Source organism: Caballeronia sp. LZ032 (genome assembly GCF_031451315.1).
Lineage (GTDB): Bacteria > Pseudomonadota > Gammaproteobacteria > Burkholderiales > Burkholderiaceae > Caballeronia.
This window is the reverse complement of sequence record NZ_JARUXP010000002.1, coordinates 1,210,014-1,226,823: the sequence shown is the minus strand read 5'-3', so window position 1 is coordinate 1,226,823 and position 16,810 is coordinate 1,210,014. Positions and strand designations below refer to the sequence as shown.

Sequence of the window (16,810 nt, the reverse complement as noted above, 5' to 3'; positions counted from 1 at the left end):
TCGCGCGCCTTCCAGACAGCACTCAGCGCGTTGATTTGCACAGCGCCATCATCGAGACGCCGCCCAGGACGTCGGCGACCAGCGCCGCGCTGATCATCGAGAGCGCGAGCCGGGGCGCCACGGCGAGCGCTGAACGCACCGTCACGCCCGTCTTGAGCCGCTGCATGAAGGCCAGGGGCAATTGATCGTCGATGATCCCAAAGCCGCTGTCTTCGAGCGTGGCCCGCGCGCTGCGCGTCGAGAAGTAGTGCAGGTGGCCCACGGACTTGCGCAGGTCCAGGTAACCGCGCGTCAGCAACGAGGCGACGTTCATGTCCAGCGGGATATTGAACAGCCAGTAATTCGCCTTGGGACGCGCCGTGCGCAGGAAGCCGAGATAGTCGTCGACGTGCTCGAAGACATCGAACATGATGCCCAGGTCGACGTGCTGATCGATGTCCTGGAGCTCGGTCACGCGAAACTCAAGATTGGGGTGGCGGAATTCGTTCTTCGCGTCGGCGATCGACTGCGGCGAGATGTCGATGCCCAGCGTCGGCACCTTGTATTCCTGCGCCAGCAGGGCGGTTCCTTTGCCGCCGCCACATCCTACGTCCAGGATGGACTCCGGCTTGATGCCGTTCTTGCTCAGGATCCGCACGGCATTGCTGAACTTGTACTCCGCGTCCTGATCGTGCGAGGACTTGTTGCCGGTCCAATACTCTCCGCTTTCATAGAAGTTCGCATTCGACATTCCAGTCTCCAGACGTTCCGCTTGCGCGGGAAGCTGTTTGATCGAGGGACAGCGATCGACGCACGGTCGACCGGCGCGGGGAGGATGAATGAAAGTGCCGGTCGAGCATGCCTCCCGCTTTCGACGCCGTCCGTGCGCCATCGAACGGAGTTCTGGTCGGAGGATATGCGTGGCGGTAAATCTGCCGGAAAGCGCGTCCAGCAAGGCGCTGCGGGCCATCGGTGCAAGCGTCGGTCCGCCTGAAACACGCAATCGTGTACGCAATGCAACATTTTTTGACGAACCTTGCGTTCGGTGTGAGCGGCCGGTGGCTCCGTGCACGAAACGAAATGAAATCCGCCCGGGCCCCGCCGCACAAGGCTCCCGGAACTCAGTGCGGCGACGCAGTCGGAATCTCCCCTCCAAACGGTATCCACGAATGCAACGTTTTTCGCAAAACGCTTGTTACGTCGTGAAAGGGGCTCCGGCATTCGCAATCGAGCCCGGCGGCAATTCTTGCCGGTGCCTTGATCCACCGCCTGACGGGCCATTCAGCAGACGAAAACGTTAGCGCGTTGCGGGGGTCTGTGCGCTTACGGTATGAACGTCACTGTTCACGTCTGAATCATTTTTGTTCGGCCCCTGTTCGCGCATTCGGGCGTCGGGACGCAAACACACACAGACCCCATACAGAACGTGGCCTGGCACACCTCTCGCTAATGTATGACCAAGCACGAAGGCCGCCGCGATCCAAAACCACAAGAAGCAGCGGCGGCCAAGTGCAACGGGGCTGGTCACAGCGGCTTCGACGATCGACACAGAATTGATCGCGAAGCCGCTGGGGGCCAGAAAAAAATCAGGCGCAAAGAAGCGCACAGAGAAAAGAGCATAAGAACATGTTGACACTTCAATCGGATCTGCACGGCAATCACCTGTTGGGCGCGCTTCCGGCGCAAGAATGGCAGGCCATCGCGCCGCATCTCGAACTCGTCCAGTTGCGCACCGAGCAACTCCTCTGCGACTCGGGCCAGCGCATTCATCACGTGTATTTCCCGACGACGGCAATCATCTCGCTGCTCCACACGATGGAAGACGGCGGTTCGGTCGAAGTCGCGGCAGTCGGACGCGAAGGCATGTCCGGCGTGCCGGTCCTGACCGGCGGCGACACGATGCCGACGCGCGTGCAGGTCCAGTGCTCCGGCTTCGCGTATCGCATGAGCGCGGGCGCACTGCGCGAGCACTTCGGCCGCTCCGACTTCCTGCGCCGCGTGATGCTGCTGTATATGCAAGCCCTCCTGACGCAAGTCGCACAGACGGCTGCGTGCAATCGTCACCACTCGCTGTCGAAGCAACTGTGCCGCTGGCTCCTGATCCAGACGGACCGCACCCCGTCGGACCAGCTGCGCGTGACGCAACAGATGATCGCGGACATGCTCGGCGTGCGTCGCGAAGGCGTGACCGAAGCCGCCGGCAAGCTGCATGACGCGGGCCTGATTCATCACAGCCGCGGCTGCATCAAGGTGCTGGACCGCGCGGGCCTGGAAGAGCGTGCGTGCGAATGCTACGGCATCGTCAAGCGCGAATTCGACCGGATGCTGCCGCGTCGTCAGGTCGAAGCGCTGGTGTAAGCATGAGAGACCGTGACGGAGCGGCGCAGGCCGCTCGCGTCATCGGTGGATGAAGCGGATCCGTCCGTCGTAGGGCATTGAAGCCGGCAAAGAAGCAAGCGCGCCCCGCTCAGTTCACTTCCCAAGATTCTCCATCGTCGCCGTGCCGTCGGGCCCTTCGCCTGCGCGTGCCGTCGCGCCGCGCGTAGCGGGCATGCCGCCCTTGAGCCACAGGTACAGTTCGCGCAGCGCTCGCACGATGCCGTGGCCGATCACGCCCCACGCCGAGTTGCCGATCTGCATCGACCACGCATAGCTGCGGTTGCCACGGCCCCAGTAGGTCTTGAAGCGCTCCGAGCCGACGCCGAAGTCGATGTCGTAGTGCTGCTCCAGCGCCCACTTCACCGCGTGTTCCCACGCCACCGCGCCGGCGCCGAACTTGCCGTAGGCCGGATCGAAACTGGCGATCACCGCGTTGGCGAGCGGATTGCCGTGACTCATGATGGATACGGCAATCGGCTGGTCGCCGAGCATGACGGCAATCAGACGCGCAGGCGGTTCGCCCGTGGGAAAGCCGCCGGGCTTGGTCAGCGTCGCCATCAGGTAGGTCTGGTAATGCGACGAGAACAGCCACACGCCCTGCTTGCCGGTGCGCTCGCCCCACTGGCGCTTCCACGCGAGCATCGCGCGCACGCATTGATCGATCGTGCTTACATCGGACGGCTCGATCATCCGCACGCGCAAGTCACCTTCCTTCGCGAGACGCCGTTCCAGCTGCCCGGGCTTCTTGCCGTTCATGGTGCCGAGCGATCGGCAGTACGTGGCCCAGTCGGTTTCGTCGCGCAGCTGCGCGACCCATGACTCGTGGCGCGAACGTCCCAGCACGTGCCGTTCGCGAAGCGCGATGCGATGCAGCTCGGAACCTTCGTTCACATACGGCAGATGCACGAAGTCCGCCTTGCATTTCGCGCAGGCGAGGCGCCACGCCGCTTCGATCATGCCCGCTGCGCGCGGTCCGTCCTCGACGAGCACGCTGGTGTAGTCGGCGGCATCCGGGCTGAGCGGCAGCAAATAGGTCCAGAGAAAGCGCCGCCACGAAACGAGCGGCCAGACGAGCCGCAGTTCGCCGTTCTCGCGCAGCACGATGCAATGCAACTTCCTTCCCTGAGCAGCGGCGACGTGCCGCCAGGCGAGCAGGCAGATGTCGAAGCGCTGGAAATACCGTCCGTTTGCCTTGAGCCAGAGCGCATTCCATTCGCGTTCGAGCGCGAGGAAACCCTGTTCGTCGCAAACCACTTCAAGTCGTGTTTGGTCGTGATGGTCGTTCATTGAATCCCCGAGACCCGATGCGCGGGCGCGACTGCGCCCGTCACGGATGCTCCGGCGGCGGACGTCTCGCTCGCGTCCTTTCCGCCAGTTCATGCCTTTTACGAATTTACTCGGGGTGACGGCGACTTGTCGGCCAACTATCAGTGCTTTTCACGCAGAAAGCGAAAGATAATGGCATTTTGTCTTTGGAATAAACGAATTTACGCAATTATTCGTAAGCTTTTGTTTTTCTCTGCGTAATGCGTTGGTAAAGAGCGATGTCGCATGCCGTCAGGCGCCGGCATGCGCACCGCGCAGATGAATGCCGAGCGCGCGCCGTGCGCTCAATGCGAGCAACACACAGGACAGCGCGTTGAAGAGGAACAGCCCGCTCGGGCCGACGACCGTCATCAGCGACGACGCCAGCGCCGGGCCCGCCATGCCGCCGAACGAGAACAGCGCGAGCAGCGTCGCGGAAATGGCCACCCGATGATGCGGCTCGGTCCGGTCCTGCACGTGCGACACGATCAGGCCGTACTGCGTGAAAGTGACCGCTACATAGGCGAGTGTCGCGCACCAGGTGACCACGCGCACGTCGATGCAGAACAGCACGAGGCTCAGCGTCGCCGAGATCGATGCGGTGATGTACACCAGGCGACGCCGGTCGAAGCGATCGGAGAGGCGGCCCATCGGCCATTGCGGCACGAGTGCGCCAATCAATGCAACGCCCATGAAGGTCGCGAGCTCGCTCGTCGAGAAGCCGGCGCGTTGGAGGTAGACCGGCATCATCGCGTAGAAGGCGCTGTAGATGAAACCCGCGAGCACGCAGCCCGGCACGGCGAGCGGCGCGGCGGCCATCATGTCGCGCACGCTTTCCCGCCAGGTTCGCGCCGGTACGCGGTGCAGGGATTCGTCGGCAACCTTGACGGGCCAGCCTTCGAGCAGCGTCACCGGCATCACGGCCGCCGCGAACAGCGCGGCCGCGATCGAGAATTGCTGGCCGCCCATGCCCGCGCCGAAGTTCAGCAGGAACTGCCCGCTGCCCACCGCGAGATAGTTGATGGCCGCATACGTGCCGAAGACCTGTCCGCGCTTCTCGTTCTCGACCGTACCGTTGAGCCAGCTTTCGATCGACACATACAGGCCCATGAAGGCGAAGCCGGTCAGCAGGCGCACGAGCGCGAGCGTCCACGGCGATTGCGCGGCGCCGAACGCGAGCGCGAGGATCGATGCCGCCGCCGAGTACGCGACGAACGTCCGGTGCTGTCCGATGCGGTCGATGAGCCTGCGGTTGACCATCGCGCCGAGGATGAAGCCAGCGTAGTAACACGACTGAACCAGACCGATCACGATGGTCGGATAGCCGGACTGCATGATGCGCAACGGAATCAGCGTCTGGAACAGGCCATTGCCGACGATCAGCAGCGCATAGCTGATGAGCAGCCCTGCGAGCGCGCGATAGCTGCTGCCCGCGCCGGGCGGATGCACATGCGGTGCGGCCTCGGGAGGCGCGGGTGCGGCGGGCGGCGTCTGCCGGCCAAACAGCGCGGCTTCGGTGAGCGGCCCGGTGCGCGTGACGGCGGGCGCTTCCGGTTCCTGGCTCGTGTCGTTCTGTGCTGCGCTTTCTGCTTCGCTTGCTGTCTCTTCCTGTGTTCCGTGCGGCGGCTCTGCGGCATCGCCCGCCGGATCTCGTGCGATTGCGTCTTCAGCTTTTGACATGACACCCTTGAAGTTCGCTATCGGGCGGCCCTCGTCTTCGGGTGACAGGACTCGCCCGCGCTTGCTCGTGCTTGCTCGTTGTTGCTATTAAGCGCTCAGACAAGAATGGTAACCGGCTCCGCCGCTGTCGATGGCGTCATTTGCTTCTTGTTACCGTGGGCGGTTTTCTGTACCCCACTGTATCCGCCCGATCCGCCGACACAGTGCGTTGCACGCGCCGCGCGTCTCGACACACGGCGGATACGTACGGCGCTTCAAATGATCCCTCGCCGAATAGACCTGACAACGAGAGGAAAAGATCATGAAGGACCGCATCGATAACCGCCGCCGCCGTCTGCTCGGCACCGCCGTCGCCGGCATCGGCTTGCTTGAGATGGGGCTGAGCGGGCTCGTCGAGGCGGCGGAAGCGCGGAACGCTCCCGCACCCGCGTTGCCGGAAAGCTTCACGCACCTGAAGCATATCGCGACCCCGACGCTCAGCATCGCCTATGCCGAAGCGGGGCCGCGCAACGGGCCGGTCGTGATCCTGCTGCACGGCTGGCCGTACGACATCCACAGCTACGCCGAAGTCACGCCGATGCTGACCGCAGCGGGCTATCGGGTCGTCGTGCCGTATCTGCGCGGCTATGGCCCGACGCGCTTCCTGTCCGCCGATACCCCGCGCAACGGCCAGCAGGCCGTGCTCGCGCGCGATGTGATCGAGATGATGGATGCGCTCTCGATCGAGCATGCGGTGCTGGGCGGTTTCGACTGGGGCGCGCGCACGGTGAACATCGTCGCGGCGCTGTGGCCGGGGCGCGTCAAGGCGATGGTCTCCGTGAGCGGCTATCTGATCGGCAGCCAGCAGGCGAACCAGGCGCCACTGCCGCCGCAGGCCGAGCTGTCGTGGTGGTATCAGTTTTACTTCGCGACCGAACGCGGCCGCGCGGGCTATGACGCCAACCGGAACGATTTCAACCGGCTGATCTGGCAGACGGCGTCGCCGCAATGGCACTTCGACGACGCGACCTACGCGCGTTCAGCCGCGGCGTTCGGCAATCCGGATCACGTGGGCATCGTGATTCACAACTATCGCTGGCGGCTCGGGCTGGCGCACGGCGAGCCGCAATACGACGCGCTCGAGGCGCAACTCGCGAAGGGGCCGTCCATCGGCGTGCCGGTCATCACGCTGGAAGGCGATGCCAACGGTGCGCCGCATCCCGCGCCGGCAGACTATGCGAAGAAGTTCACGGGGAAGTACGAGCATCGGACGATCACGGGCGGAATCGGGCATAACCTGCCGCAGGAAGCGCCGCGCGCCTTCGCCGATGCGGTGATCGACGTCGCTCGCATGTAACGGCCGTTCAAAGCCCGAGACACACCGCGCCCGCGGCGACCACCACGCAGGCGATCCAGCGCCGCGCGTCGACGTTCTCGCGCAGGAACACACGGCCGATCAGCGCCGCGAACACGACGCTGGTTTCGCGCAATGCGGACACGGCGCCCATCGCGCCCGACTGCATCGCCCAGATGACGATGCCGTACGCGGCAATCGAGACGAGCCCGCCCGCAATCGACGAGACGACCGACATCGGCGCGGCGAAGACCGGCTTCCAGATGGCGTCGGCGCCGCGTCGCACGACGAAGATCAGCGGCATGAACCAGTAGAAGAGGAACATCCACGCCGTGTAGGCGAACGGCTGATCGCGCGAGAGCCGCACGCCGATGCCGTCGATCACGGTATAGACCGCGATGGTCACGCCGGTGGTCAGCGCCGCGAGCGCGCCCGCGCGCGAGACGTGCCGCCCGCGCAGCGCGAGCGCCATGATGCCGGCCGAGATCAGCGCGATGCCGAGCACGCGAAGCGCGCCGATGCCCTCATGCGCGAACAGCGCCGCGCCCAGGGTGACGAGCAGCGGCGACGAGCCGCGCGCGATGGGATACGCCTGCGCGAGATCGCCGCGCCGGTACGAACGCACGAGGCTCACGTTGTAGACCACGTGCACGAGTCCCGACGCGATCACATACGGCCACGCTGCCGGGGCCGGCAACGGCAGCCACACCACCGCGACGAGCGATACCGCGCCGATGGCGATGCTCATCCAGGTCATCGAGAAGAAGCGGTCGCGATTGCCGTGCAACATCGCGTTCCAGCTTGCGTGGAGCAGGGCGGCGAGCAGGACGACACCGCCGGTATAACTGAGCATGAGCGTGCTTTCTGGTTATGTTGGCGTATTCAAGAGAATAACTATCTTGTAAGCCGCTCACAAACCACTTATCTTCGGATGTCGCGTCAGAAAATCTCTCCTGTAAATGAACCGGACCTTGCCGCCGCTGAATGCGCTGCGTGCCTTCGAAACCGCCGGACGGCTCGGCAGTTTCAAGCAGGCCGCAGCCGAACTGCACGTCACGCAAGGCGCGGTGAGCCAGCAAGTGCGCTTGCTCGAAGCGTGGCTCGGCGCGCCGCTGTTCGAGCGCCATAACCGGCGCGTTGCGCTGACGCCGGCCGCCGAGGCTTATCTCGCGCAGATCGGTCCGCTGTTCGATCAGCTGTCGCAGGCCACTGCGCGCTATGGACTGTCCGAAGCCGTGAGCCGCACGCTCAGCGTGAATGCGCCCGCGACCTTCGTGCTGCGCTGGCTGGTGCCGCGACTCGAAGACTTCCGCCGCGCGCATCCGGATGTCGAAGTGAGGGTGGAGACGTCGAACGAACCGGTCGAGGCGCTGAAGGAGAGTCACGACATCGTGATACGCGGTGGTCCGGACACCTTCTACGGCTATGCGATGCAGCCGTTCCTCGCCGAAGAGCGCCTGCCGGTGTGCAGTCCGGCGCTGTTGCGCCGCGTGCCGCTGCGGGTTCCGCAGGATCTGGAATGGCACACGCTGCTGCACGCGTCGAGTCTGCCGCGCGTGTGGCCCGACTGGCTCGCGAAAGCCGAAGTGCCGACGCTGCGTCCGGCCGCCGTCATGAGCTTCGACCATTTCTATCTGACCTTGCAGGCGGCCGTCGACGGCATGGGCATCGCGATGGGTCCAACGGCGCTCGTCTCCGACGATCTCGCGTCGGGCCGGCTGATCGCACCGTTCGACGCGCCGCGCTTGCCGTCGCGTACGTACTGCACGTATGTCGCGGAAGGCCGTCAGGACGAACGGCTGATCGTGCTGTTCCGTTCGTGGCTGGAACGCGAGGGCGACGCGTGCGCGCGGGAACGGACGGCGCGTTAGCCGTAGCGCTTCACCGCGCGCCAGAACGCGGGCCACGGTTGACGCGGACCGTCGCAGACGTAAATGTCGCGCTGGCGCATCGAGCTGTTTGTAATGCCCAGCGGCGTGTCCGCATGCCCGGCGATCCGGCACGCGACGAGTTCGCGTTGTACGAAATCATCCGGCACACCGACGACGATCAGCGGTTGCGGCGGCGGATTGCCGTAGCCGCGAAACCAGTTCGTATTGGTGCCGGAGATCGCCGGCGGCAGGCCGTCGCGCGCGCCATAGAGTCTGAGCGCGGCGACCTGGGCCGAATCGGCGGCGAGAATGCCTGCGCTCGCGCGCTGCCCGGCGGGCAGCGCATCGCGGACGCGCACGACGGCTTGCGCAAGTTCCGGCCAGCCGAGTTCCTCGTTGAAGTTGCCGCCGTTGAGGCGGTCGGCGCTGCGCCACCATGCCGACCCCAACGGCGCGACCGGCAGCACGGGCGCCGCGCCCAGCACGCCGCCGAACCCGAGCAGCGTCCACACGCACATGCCGGCGATGCGTGCCCGACGCGCGTCCAGGGCGGCCAACGCGCGCTCGCCGCAGACGGCGCCGGCGGCCAGCAGCATCGGATAGGCGGGCGCCATGTAGTAGTCGCGGCCGTGCGCGACCACGAACAGGACGAGCGGCACAACGAACATCCAGCCGATTGCGCGGAAACGCATGCTGTCCGCGCCGAACAGCACGCTGTAGAGCCCGGCGAGCCACAACGGAAGCGTGAACGGGCTTGCCGCGATCCACAACTGGCCGGACACGAAGCCTGCGGTGCGGCCCAGCGCGACATCGCGTTGATGGATGCTTTGCAGGAAGTCGAGCAAGATGAAGTCATGCCGGATCTGCCAGACGAGATGCGGCAGCACGATTACCCCCGCGAGCGCCACGCCGCTCCACAGCCACGGACTGCGCAGATGCCGCCGCGCGGGCGTGAGCAGCACGCCGGCGACGATGCCCGCCGCGAGAAACGACATCGTGTACTTGGTCAGCAAGCCGAGCCCGACCGCGATGCCGACGCCGATGAACCCGCGCGGATCATCGGACGACAGCACGCGCAACAAACAGTACGCCGCCGCCACCCAGCACAGGTAGTCGAGGCTGACGTACTGGAACAGGCTGCCCGCATTCAGGGCGACGCTGCTGATTGCGGCGGCGAGCGCGGCCACGGTCTGAGCGAAGCGGGTTCCGCCCATGTGCCGCGCCATCAGTCCGGTGAGCACGAGCGCCACGCTCATCGCGAGCGAGGAAAAGACTCGCAGCCCGACGAGCGACGGCCCGAACAGCGTTGTGACCACATGCGCGAGGAACGGCATGACCGGCGGCACGCCGACATAACCCCACGCGAGCGCGCGGGCGTCTTCGAGCGTCGACAATTCGTCGCGATGAAAGCCGTAGCGGCCGTTGGTGAAGGCGTGCAGCAGAAACAGCGCAATGCCCAGCAGCATCAGCACGACGAAGTCGCCGCTTGCGCCGGGCTTGCCACGCGCGCGTTCCATCGGCCGACGCGCCTCAGCGCACCAGAAACCCGTAGGCCAGCGGATCGCGTTCGTCGATGATCCAGTTCGCGAAGCCGCAGATATACGCCTCGCCTTCGATCTCCGGAATGACCGCCGGAATGTCGTGCACCATGGTCTCCTTCAGCACGCGCCCCTTGAACACGGTCCCGACGATCGACTCGTTCACCAGCGTTTCATCCGCGCCGAGCTGTCCGCGCAGATAGAGCTGCGCGACGCGCCCGCCCGTGCCGGAGCCGGTCGGCGAACGGTCCACTTCGCGGTCCGCGAACACGCAGCAGTTGGCTTGAGTGGAGCCGGGATGACGCGGCGCATTGGCGATGATCGTGCCGTAGATGTGATTGATCTCCGGAATGTCCGGATGCGCGAGCGGAAACGCCTGGTTGGCCGCTGCCTTCACCTCCGCGCCGAAACGGATCAGCTGCTCCACCGATGACTCGCGCACCGGCAGGTCGTGCGGCGCGCCATCGGTGTAGAAGTAGAACGCGCCGCCATACGCGATGTCGCCCGTGACCGTGCCGAAGCTCGGCGTGTCCACGGTCACGTCGCGCTTCCAGATGAAGGACGGCACGTTCACGAAACGCACGGAGCCTGCGTGATCGCCATCCCACTTCACGAACGCTTCGATGAAGCCGCACGGCGCATCGATGCCCACGCGCGTCTCCGGGCTCGTGCGCTGCACCCAGCCCAGTTCGACCGCCGCCGTCGCCAGCGCGATGACACCGTGTCCGCAGTGATCGCTATAGCCTTCGTTGTGCAGGAAGATGATGCCGAAGTCCGCTTCCGGCGATACCGGTTCGGTCAGATAGCCGCCATACATGTCCGCATGGCCGCGCGGTTCGAACATCAGCGCGCGGCGGATGTCGTCGGCGTGTTCCTTCAGCCAGGCGCGGCGCTGCACGATGGTGTCGCCGGGCAGACGCGGCAGGCCGCTCGTGACGATGCGGAACGGCTCGCCGCCGGTATGGACTTCGACGGTCGAAATGGATCGGGAAAGTTTCATTGCGTTGTGCGGTGAGACTTATTGAGCATAGGGAACGGGCAGGCCATTGCGGATCATGTAGACCGTGGTAGGCGCGCCCTGCAGGTCGCCGCTGGCGTCGAACGAATAGGTGCCCGCGACGCCCTTGTACTTCTCCTTCGCCAGTTGCGCGATGAGCTTCGCCTTGTCGGTGGTGGTGCCGGCCTTGACCATGGCGTCGGCGAGCATCTTCACGCCGTCGTAGTAATTGACGCCGTAGACCTGCGTGTCCGTGTGATAGGCATCCTGGTACTTCTTCAGGAAGGCGCGGCCTTCCGGCGTCTTGTCCAGCGCCACGCCGCCCTGCGCGCAATAGACGATGGACGCCGCCTCGCCCGCGACCTTGCCCATGTCGGCGGAACAGATGCCGTCGCCGCCCAGCAGCTTCGCGCGAATGCCGCGCTGCTTCATCTGCTTGGCCATCGGCGCGCCTTGCGACGCATAGCCGCCGAAGAAGATCACATCGGGATTCTTCGACTTGATCGCCGTGAGAATGCCGAGAAAATCGGTGGCCTGTGAATTGGTGAACTGCTGGTCGACGATCTTGATGCCATTCGCCTTCGCCACCTTCTCGAACTGCTCGGCGACGCCCTGGCCGTACGCGGTGCGGTCGTCGATGATCGCGGCGGTCTTCGCCTTCAGCGTCTTCGCGGCGAATTCGCCCATGGTGCCGCCGAGTTGCTCGTCGCTGGCGCCGATGCGGAAGATGTTCTTGAAGCCCTGCTTCGTGAGCGCCGGGTTCGACGCCACCGGCAGCAGCGGAATGCCCGCCGTGCTGTAGACGCGCGAGGCCGGAATCGCGACGCCCGAGTTATATGGCCCGAGCACGGCGAGCACGTTGTGATCGGCAAGATTCTGCGCCACCTGCACGCCAACTTTCGGGTCGGCCTGGTCGTCCTGCGAATCCAGCTTGAAGGTCACGCTCTTGCCGCCGATGCTGATGTTCGCCTTGTTCAGTTCGTCGATGGCGAGCCGCGCGCCGTTCTCGTTGTCCTTGCCGTTCGGCGCCTGCGGGCCGGTGAGGGGCGCGGAGTGGCCGAACGTGACGACCTCCTGCGCGGCGGCGGACGCGGCCACGGAGAAAACGGATACGGCAGCCAGGGCAAGGACGGGATAGCGCATGGACTCGTCTCCAGACGGTTTCGAAGGAACACCAATGTAGTGCAGATGGATGGGGCTCTCAAGCAGTTAAAAATTCGACCGGTCGTTCTGGTAAGGTCACGAAGCCCGCTTGCGCACGTGCAGCAGAATCTGCTGCGGCACGGGCCACGAACCGCACAAGCTGCGGTTGCAGCGAGCAACATCGGCTCCGGCTGCCGCCACGTCTCACTACACTGACTGCTCCACCCCTCGCCATCAGACAGGAGCGACCGTGAAACTCACCGACTTCGACACCCTCACTTTCGACTGCTACGGCACGCTGATCGACTGGGAAAGCGGCATCTTCGAAGGGCTGCGTCCGCTGCTCGAACGCGTGAAGCCTTCGTTGACGCGCGATCAGGTGCTGGAAGCGCACGCGCGGCATGAATCCGCGCAGCAAAAGTACACGCCGGCGAAGCGTTATCAGGATCTGCTGCCCATCGTGTACAAGCGTCTGGCCGAGGAATGGGGCGTGCCGCATACGCACGAGGAATGCATCGCGTATGGCCGTTCCATTCGGCACTGGCCGGCCTTCGCGGATTCGGCGGAAGCACTCCAGTATCTGAAGCAGCATTACAAGCTCGTGATCCTGTCCAACGTGGACAACGAGAGCTTCACGCACAGCAACACGAAGCTGCAAGTGACGTTCGATGCGATCATCACGGCGGAAGACGTCGGTTCGTACAAGCCGTCGCCGCGCAATTTCGAGTACCTGATCGAGAAGCTGGGCGAGCGCGGCATCGCCAAGGAGAAGATTCTCCATACCGCCGAAAGCCTGTTCCACGATCACAAGCCGGCCAATGCATTCGGTCTGACGTCGTGCTGGATTTATCGGCGGCATGCGCAGCCGGGCTTCGGCGCAACCATGGATCCGGGCGCGCAGCCGACTATCGCGTTCCGCTTCAACAGCATGGCGGAACTCGCGCAGGCGCATCGCGAAGCGTTGGCACAGTCATGAGGAGAAAGGTGTGCAGCTGACCGAATTCAAGGCACTGACATTCGATTGCTACGGCACGCTGATCGACTGGGAAGCCGGCATCGCCGCCGGGCTGACGAAGCTGGCGGCGCGGCTTCCCGTCACGCTCACGCGCGATCACATTCTGGAAGCGCATGCGCGTCACGAATCGAAGCAGCAGTTGCTCACGCCCGATCTCGCCTACAACCGCTTGCTGGAAATCGTGTATAAGCGCGTGGCGGAAGAATGGGAGGTCGGCTATGCGTGGGACGAGGCCGTCGCTTATGGCGCGTCCGTCGGCGACTGGCCCGCGTTTCCGGACTCGGCCAGCACGCTTCAGTATCTGAAGAAGTATTTCAGGCTGGTCATCGTCTCGAACGTGGACAATGCAAGCTTCGAGGCGAGCAAGCGCAAGCTCGGTGTCGAGTTCGACGCCATCGTGACCGCCGAGGACGTGGGTTCCTACAAGCCGGCGCGCCGCAACTTCGACTATCTGTTCGACGTGCTGGCCCGGCTCGGCGTGGACAAGCGGGAAACGCTGCACGTGGCGGACAGCAATTATCATGATCTGCTTCCGGCGGAGGAATACGGCATGCATGGCTGCTGGATTCACCGGCGCTTCGAGCAGCGCGGCTTCGGCGCGACCGTGAAGACGCTCACGGAACCCGCCGTCGATTTCAAGTTCACGAGCATGGCGCAACTCGTCACGGCGCATCACGCCGAACTCGCCGAAGGCTGACGCAGCCGCGTGGCGCCCATCGATCCCGCACGACATGAACCACCGACAGAAGCTGGACCGCATCGACATCAGGATCCTGGCCGAACTGCAAAAGAACGGCAACATCACGAACGCGAATCTCGCGAGCGTGGTCGGGCTGTCGGCGAGTCCGTGTCTGCAACGCGTGCGGCGGCTCGAAGCGGCGGGCATCATTGCGGGCTATGGCGCGCATCTCGATCTGACGCGCCTCACGAGCACGATGACGGTCTTCACCGAGATCATGCTGCACGATCACCGCCGTGAAGACTTCGTGCGCTTCGAGGCCAATCTGCGCGATGTCGAGGAAGTCACCGAGTGCCATCTCGTCAGCGGCGGCTATGACTACCTGCTCAAGTTTCTCGTCAAGGATATCGGTCACTATCAGGAGGTGATCGAGAAGCTTGTCGACCGGAATGTGGGCATCGAGAAATACTTCAGTTATATCGTCATTCGCTCGCCGTTCGTCAGGCATACGGTGCCGCTGGCGTCGCTGCTCGCCGACGACGAGCGCTGAGCGCGCCCCCGAGCTTTCAAAACGCCGGACGGCATCCTATTCTGAAGTTCTTTGACGGGAGTAAGCCATGGCGAAGATGAAGGCAGTGCAGGTGGCGCAAGCGAACGGTCCGCTCGAAGTGGTCGAACGCGACGTGCCAGAACCGCCGGAAGGCCATGTGCTCATCAAGGTTCAGGCGTGCGGCATCTGTCATAGCGATTCGCTGACGAAAGAAGGGCTGTGGCCCGGACTCCAGTTTCCGCGCGTGCCGGGACACGAGATCGCGGGCGTGATCGAGAAACTCGGGGCGGGCGTAGAAGGATGGCAGCAGGGGCAGCGCATCGGCGTGGGCTGGCACGGCGGACACTGCGGTCATTGCGAGCATTGCCGCCATGGCGACTTCGTGCTTTGCCAGAAGGCGCTCGTGCCCGGCATCAGCTATGACGGCGGCTATGCCGACTACATGGTGGCGCCGCAGGAAGCGCTGGCGCGCATGCCCGACGATCTCGCCAACGTCGATGCCGCGCCGCTCCTCTGCGCCGGCATCACCACCTTCAATGCGCTGCGCAACAGCGGCGCGCGCGCCGGCGATGTGGTCGCGGTGCTGGGCATCGGCGGGCTGGGGCATCTGGGCGTGCAGTTCGCGCGCAAGATGGGCTTCGAGACCGTGGCGATCGCGCGCGGTCAGGACAAGGCGCCGCTGGCGAAGGAACTGGGCGCGCATCACTACATCGACAGCGAAGCGCAGAACGTCGCCGATGAACTGAAGGCGCTGGGCGGCGCGCGCGTGATCCTGGCGACAGCGACGAGCGGCCGCGCGATGAATGCGGCCATCGGCGGGCTCGGACTGAACGGCAAGATGATCATGGTGGGCATCTCCGACGAACCGGTCGAGGTGCCGATCACGCAGTTCATCATGGGGCGCAACTCGGTGCAGGGCTGGCCGTCCGGCACCGCGGCGGATTCGCAGGAGACGCTGGCGTTCAGCGCGCTGTCCGGCGTGAAGCCGATGATCGAGGAATATCCGCTGTCGCGCGCGGCCGAAGCCTATGACCGCATGATGAGTGGCAAGGCGCGCTTCAGGGTGGTGCTCACGCCGGGCAAGTGAGCCGGTAGCGCGTCTGTCTACGGGTTCAGGTGGCGAGCGGCGCGACCGTCGCGTTGGGCAGCGCGAGCAGCTGTTGCGGCGACAGCAGCAGCTTCGCCTCGCGCACGCCCGCGCCCATGACCACGCGCGCGCGCTCCATGACCGCGGCTTCCACCAGCACGAGCCATGAGGCCGGCACGCCGAACGCGGTGATGCCGCCATACTCCATGCCGGAGTGTTCGGTGGCCACTTCGCGCGACGCGAACGAGATGCGCTGCGCGCCGAGTGCGCGCTTGACCGCGCCGTTCACGTCGAGCCGCTTCGAAGCCAGCGTGACGATCGCCGCGTATCGTTCGCCGCCATCCTTCTTGTAGCGCACGACGATGGTGTTCGCGCAATCCTCCAGGTCGATGCCGAAGCGCTCGCTGCATGCGGCGGTGTCGGAGGCGTCGTCGGGAACGCGGAACACGGTGATGTCGGTGCCGTGCAGCGTGGCAAGCACGCTGGCGGGGAGCGTCGCCGCGATGTCAGCGGCGGACATGTGGTCGAGATTGAGCGCGTAGTCGTCTTGGGGCGTGTTCATGGGCGGTCAGGCGGGCGTGTGGGACGCAAAAGGTTCTCAGGGTAACCGATGCGCGTCCGCGACGCTTCTAAGCTACTTGCCGCGTGCGCCGTTGCGCTTCTCGCCGAGAATCTTGACGATGACCTTGGTAGGCGAACTGGTGGCGAGCCGCGCGATTTCGTCGACATGCACCCAGCGGCAACGCGCGATCTCATTGCTGGCCCGTGCCTTTGCGCTCTTCGAGATGTCGCAGAAGAACACGTGGTGATGTTTCTGGTCGCCGCGATAGTTGAACAGATGTTTGGCCGACTTGCCCGACAGGCGGGTTTCTTCCTTCAGCTCGCGGAGCGCGGCATCCGAAAGGTCTTCGCCGCGCTTGAGGATGCCGCCGGGCAGCGCCCATTTGGATTCGCGCCGCGCGACCAGCAGAATGCGTTTGCCTCTTCGGCAGACGACCGTGGCTCGTTTCCTCAAATTCGCTCCGATGTTTTTGTTCTCGCGTTACCGTTGGCAGGGTCTCGCCCTGTCGGGCAGCAGCTAGTGTACCCAAGGCGAATTTTCTTGTGGAGCACCTTGCACGATCTTTTGCACCGATAGCCGTGTTCGGCGCTGCATGACCCTTCCTTGAACGTAGAAGCCGTCGACCCAAAGAAAAGCCCCGGCGGATGCGCTCGGCCGGGGCAAGTTTTTTACGTCTACCGGTACGTCTGTGA

16 protein-coding genes are annotated in these 16,810 nt (G+C 64.6%); 7 read left to right on the top strand and 9 right to left on the bottom strand.

The genetic code is table 11. The features are described 5' to 3' along the window. Window positions 1-22: 22 nt before the first annotated feature. Window positions 23-730: a methyltransferase domain-containing protein gene (locus QCE69_RS21210; RefSeq protein WP_309932767.1), complete on the bottom strand. Its 708-nt coding sequence runs from the start codon at window positions 728-730 to the stop codon at window positions 23-25. An 875-nt stretch (window positions 731-1,605) separates the two neighbouring features. Here QCE69_RS21210 and QCE69_RS21205 point away from each other — a divergent pair. After that, complete coding sequence (locus tag QCE69_RS21205; RefSeq protein ID WP_309815229.1) at window positions 1,606-2,337, top strand: Crp/Fnr family transcriptional regulator; 732 nt, start codon at window positions 1,606-1,608, stop codon at window positions 2,335-2,337. Between the two features lie 114 nt (window positions 2,338-2,451). On the opposite strand, the gene QCE69_RS21200 is transcribed toward QCE69_RS21205, so the two are convergent. Beyond that, a complete protein-coding gene (locus tag QCE69_RS21200; protein ID WP_309922760.1) occupies window positions 2,452-3,645 on the bottom strand; it encodes a GNAT family N-acetyltransferase in 1,194 nt (397 codons plus the stop codon). Between the two features lie 270 nt (window positions 3,646-3,915). After that, a complete protein-coding gene (locus QCE69_RS21195) occupies window positions 3,916-5,343 on the bottom strand; it encodes an MFS transporter (RefSeq protein WP_309932765.1) in 1,428 nt (475 codons plus the stop codon). A gap of 301 nt (window positions 5,344-5,644) precedes the next feature. Here QCE69_RS21195 and QCE69_RS21190 point away from each other — a divergent pair, with 301 nt between their 5' ends. Then, the gene (locus tag QCE69_RS21190; RefSeq protein ID WP_309932763.1) at window positions 5,645-6,679 is read left to right on the top strand and encodes an alpha/beta hydrolase; all 1,035 of its coding nucleotides are present in this window, start codon (window positions 5,645-5,647) and stop codon (window positions 6,677-6,679) included. Between the two features lie 7 nt (window positions 6,680-6,686). Here the strand turns inward: QCE69_RS21190 and QCE69_RS21185 are convergent, their stop codons facing one another. After that, window positions 6,687-7,529 (bottom strand): EamA family transporter, encoded by an 843-nt coding sequence (locus tag QCE69_RS21185; protein ID WP_309932761.1) that lies wholly within the window; start codon window positions 7,527-7,529, stop codon window positions 6,687-6,689. A 106-nt stretch (window positions 7,530-7,635) separates the two neighbouring features. Between QCE69_RS21185 and gcvA the strand changes: the two genes are divergently transcribed. Continuing rightward, entirely contained in the window at window positions 7,636-8,547 is a 912-nt protein-coding gene (gene gcvA / locus QCE69_RS21180; protein WP_309932759.1) for a transcriptional regulator GcvA, read from the top strand. Here the strand turns inward: gcvA and QCE69_RS21175 are convergent. The 3 genes from QCE69_RS21175 to QCE69_RS21165 are packed head-to-tail and all read right to left on the bottom strand — an operon-like array spanning window position 8,544 to window position 12,225. Beyond that, window positions 8,544-10,064: a glycosyltransferase family 39 protein gene (locus QCE69_RS21175; RefSeq protein WP_309932757.1), complete on the bottom strand. Its 1,521-nt coding sequence runs from the start codon at window positions 10,062-10,064 to the stop codon at window positions 8,544-8,546. The two genes, gcvA and QCE69_RS21175, sit on opposite strands and share 4 nt — an antisense overlap. Before the next feature lie 13 nt (window positions 10,065-10,077). Next, window positions 10,078-11,085: a trans-3-hydroxy-L-proline dehydratase gene (gene lhpH / locus QCE69_RS21170; protein ID WP_309922747.1), complete on the bottom strand. Its 1,008-nt coding sequence runs from the start codon at window positions 11,083-11,085 to the stop codon at window positions 10,078-10,080. 18 nt (window positions 11,086-11,103) lie between these two features. After that, entirely contained in the window at window positions 11,104-12,225 is a 1,122-nt protein-coding gene (locus QCE69_RS21165) for a branched-chain amino acid ABC transporter substrate-binding protein (RefSeq protein WP_309922745.1), read from the bottom strand. A gap of 250 nt (window positions 12,226-12,475) precedes the next feature. Here QCE69_RS21165 and QCE69_RS21160 point away from each other — a divergent pair, with 250 nt between their 5' ends. The 4 genes from QCE69_RS21160 to QCE69_RS21145 all read left to right on the top strand — a co-directional run bounded on the left by QCE69_RS21160 (window position 12,476) and on the right by QCE69_RS21145 (window position 15,556). Further along, the gene (locus QCE69_RS21160) at window positions 12,476-13,201 is read left to right on the top strand and encodes a haloacid dehalogenase type II (protein ID WP_309922743.1); all 726 of its coding nucleotides are present in this window, start codon (window positions 12,476-12,478) and stop codon (window positions 13,199-13,201) included. 10 nt (window positions 13,202-13,211) lie between these two features. Then, entirely contained in the window at window positions 13,212-13,937 is a 726-nt protein-coding gene (locus tag QCE69_RS21155; protein WP_309932756.1) for a haloacid dehalogenase type II, read from the top strand. Between the two features lie 34 nt (window positions 13,938-13,971). Beyond that, entirely contained in the window at window positions 13,972-14,469 is a 498-nt protein-coding gene (locus tag QCE69_RS21150; protein ID WP_309932754.1) for an Lrp/AsnC family transcriptional regulator, read from the top strand. Between the two features lie 67 nt (window positions 14,470-14,536). Next, complete coding sequence (locus tag QCE69_RS21145; protein WP_309932752.1) at window positions 14,537-15,556, top strand: alcohol dehydrogenase; 1,020 nt, start codon at window positions 14,537-14,539, stop codon at window positions 15,554-15,556. Between the two features lie 25 nt (window positions 15,557-15,581). Here the strand turns inward: QCE69_RS21145 and QCE69_RS21140 are convergent, their stop codons facing one another. Together QCE69_RS21140 and QCE69_RS21135 are read right to left on the bottom strand one after the other, a co-directional pair. Next, on the bottom strand, window positions 15,582-16,118 hold the full coding sequence (locus QCE69_RS21140) for a YbaK/EbsC family protein (protein WP_309932749.1): 537 nt from the start codon (window positions 16,116-16,118) through the stop codon (window positions 15,582-15,584). 72 nt (window positions 16,119-16,190) lie between these two features. Further along, window positions 16,191-16,571: an NUDIX domain-containing protein gene (locus QCE69_RS21135; RefSeq protein WP_309922728.1), complete on the bottom strand. Its 381-nt coding sequence runs from the start codon at window positions 16,569-16,571 to the stop codon at window positions 16,191-16,193. Window positions 16,572-16,810 lie beyond the last annotated feature (239 nt).

Coding starts and splice junctions, on each gene's coding strand:
- QCE69_RS21205 (WP_309815229.1), top strand. CDS start 1,606: ATGTTGACACTTCAATCGGATCTGCACGGCAATCACCTGTTGGGCGCG.
- QCE69_RS21145 (WP_309932752.1), top strand. CDS start 14,537: ATGGCGAAGATGAAGGCAGTGCAGGTGGCGCAAGCGAACGGTCCGCTC.
- QCE69_RS21140 (WP_309932749.1), bottom strand. CDS start 16,118: ATGAACACGCCCCAAGACGACTACGCGCTCAATCTCGACCACATGTCC.
- QCE69_RS21195 (WP_309932765.1), bottom strand. CDS start 5,343: ATGTCAAAAGCTGAAGACGCAATCGCACGAGATCCGGCGGGCGATGCC.
- lhpH (WP_309922747.1), bottom strand. CDS start 11,085: ATGAAACTTTCCCGATCCATTTCGACCGTCGAAGTCCATACCGGCGGC.
- QCE69_RS21175 (WP_309932757.1), bottom strand. CDS start 10,064: ATGGAACGCGCGCGTGGCAAGCCCGGCGCAAGCGGCGACTTCGTCGTG.
- QCE69_RS21190 (WP_309932763.1), top strand. CDS start 5,645: ATGAAGGACCGCATCGATAACCGCCGCCGCCGTCTGCTCGGCACCGCC.
- QCE69_RS21185 (WP_309932761.1), bottom strand. CDS start 7,529: ATGCTCAGTTATACCGGCGGTGTCGTCCTGCTCGCCGCCCTGCTCCAC.
- QCE69_RS21200 (WP_309922760.1), bottom strand. CDS start 3,645: ATGAACGACCATCACGACCAAACACGACTTGAAGTGGTTTGCGACGAA.
- gcvA (WP_309932759.1), top strand. CDS start 7,636: ATGAACCGGACCTTGCCGCCGCTGAATGCGCTGCGTGCCTTCGAAACC.
- QCE69_RS21165 (WP_309922745.1), bottom strand. CDS start 12,225: ATGCGCTATCCCGTCCTTGCCCTGGCTGCCGTATCCGTTTTCTCCGTG.
- QCE69_RS21210 (WP_309932767.1), bottom strand. CDS start 730: ATGTCGAATGCGAACTTCTATGAAAGCGGAGAGTATTGGACCGGCAAC.
- QCE69_RS21150 (WP_309932754.1), top strand. CDS start 13,972: ATGAACCACCGACAGAAGCTGGACCGCATCGACATCAGGATCCTGGCC.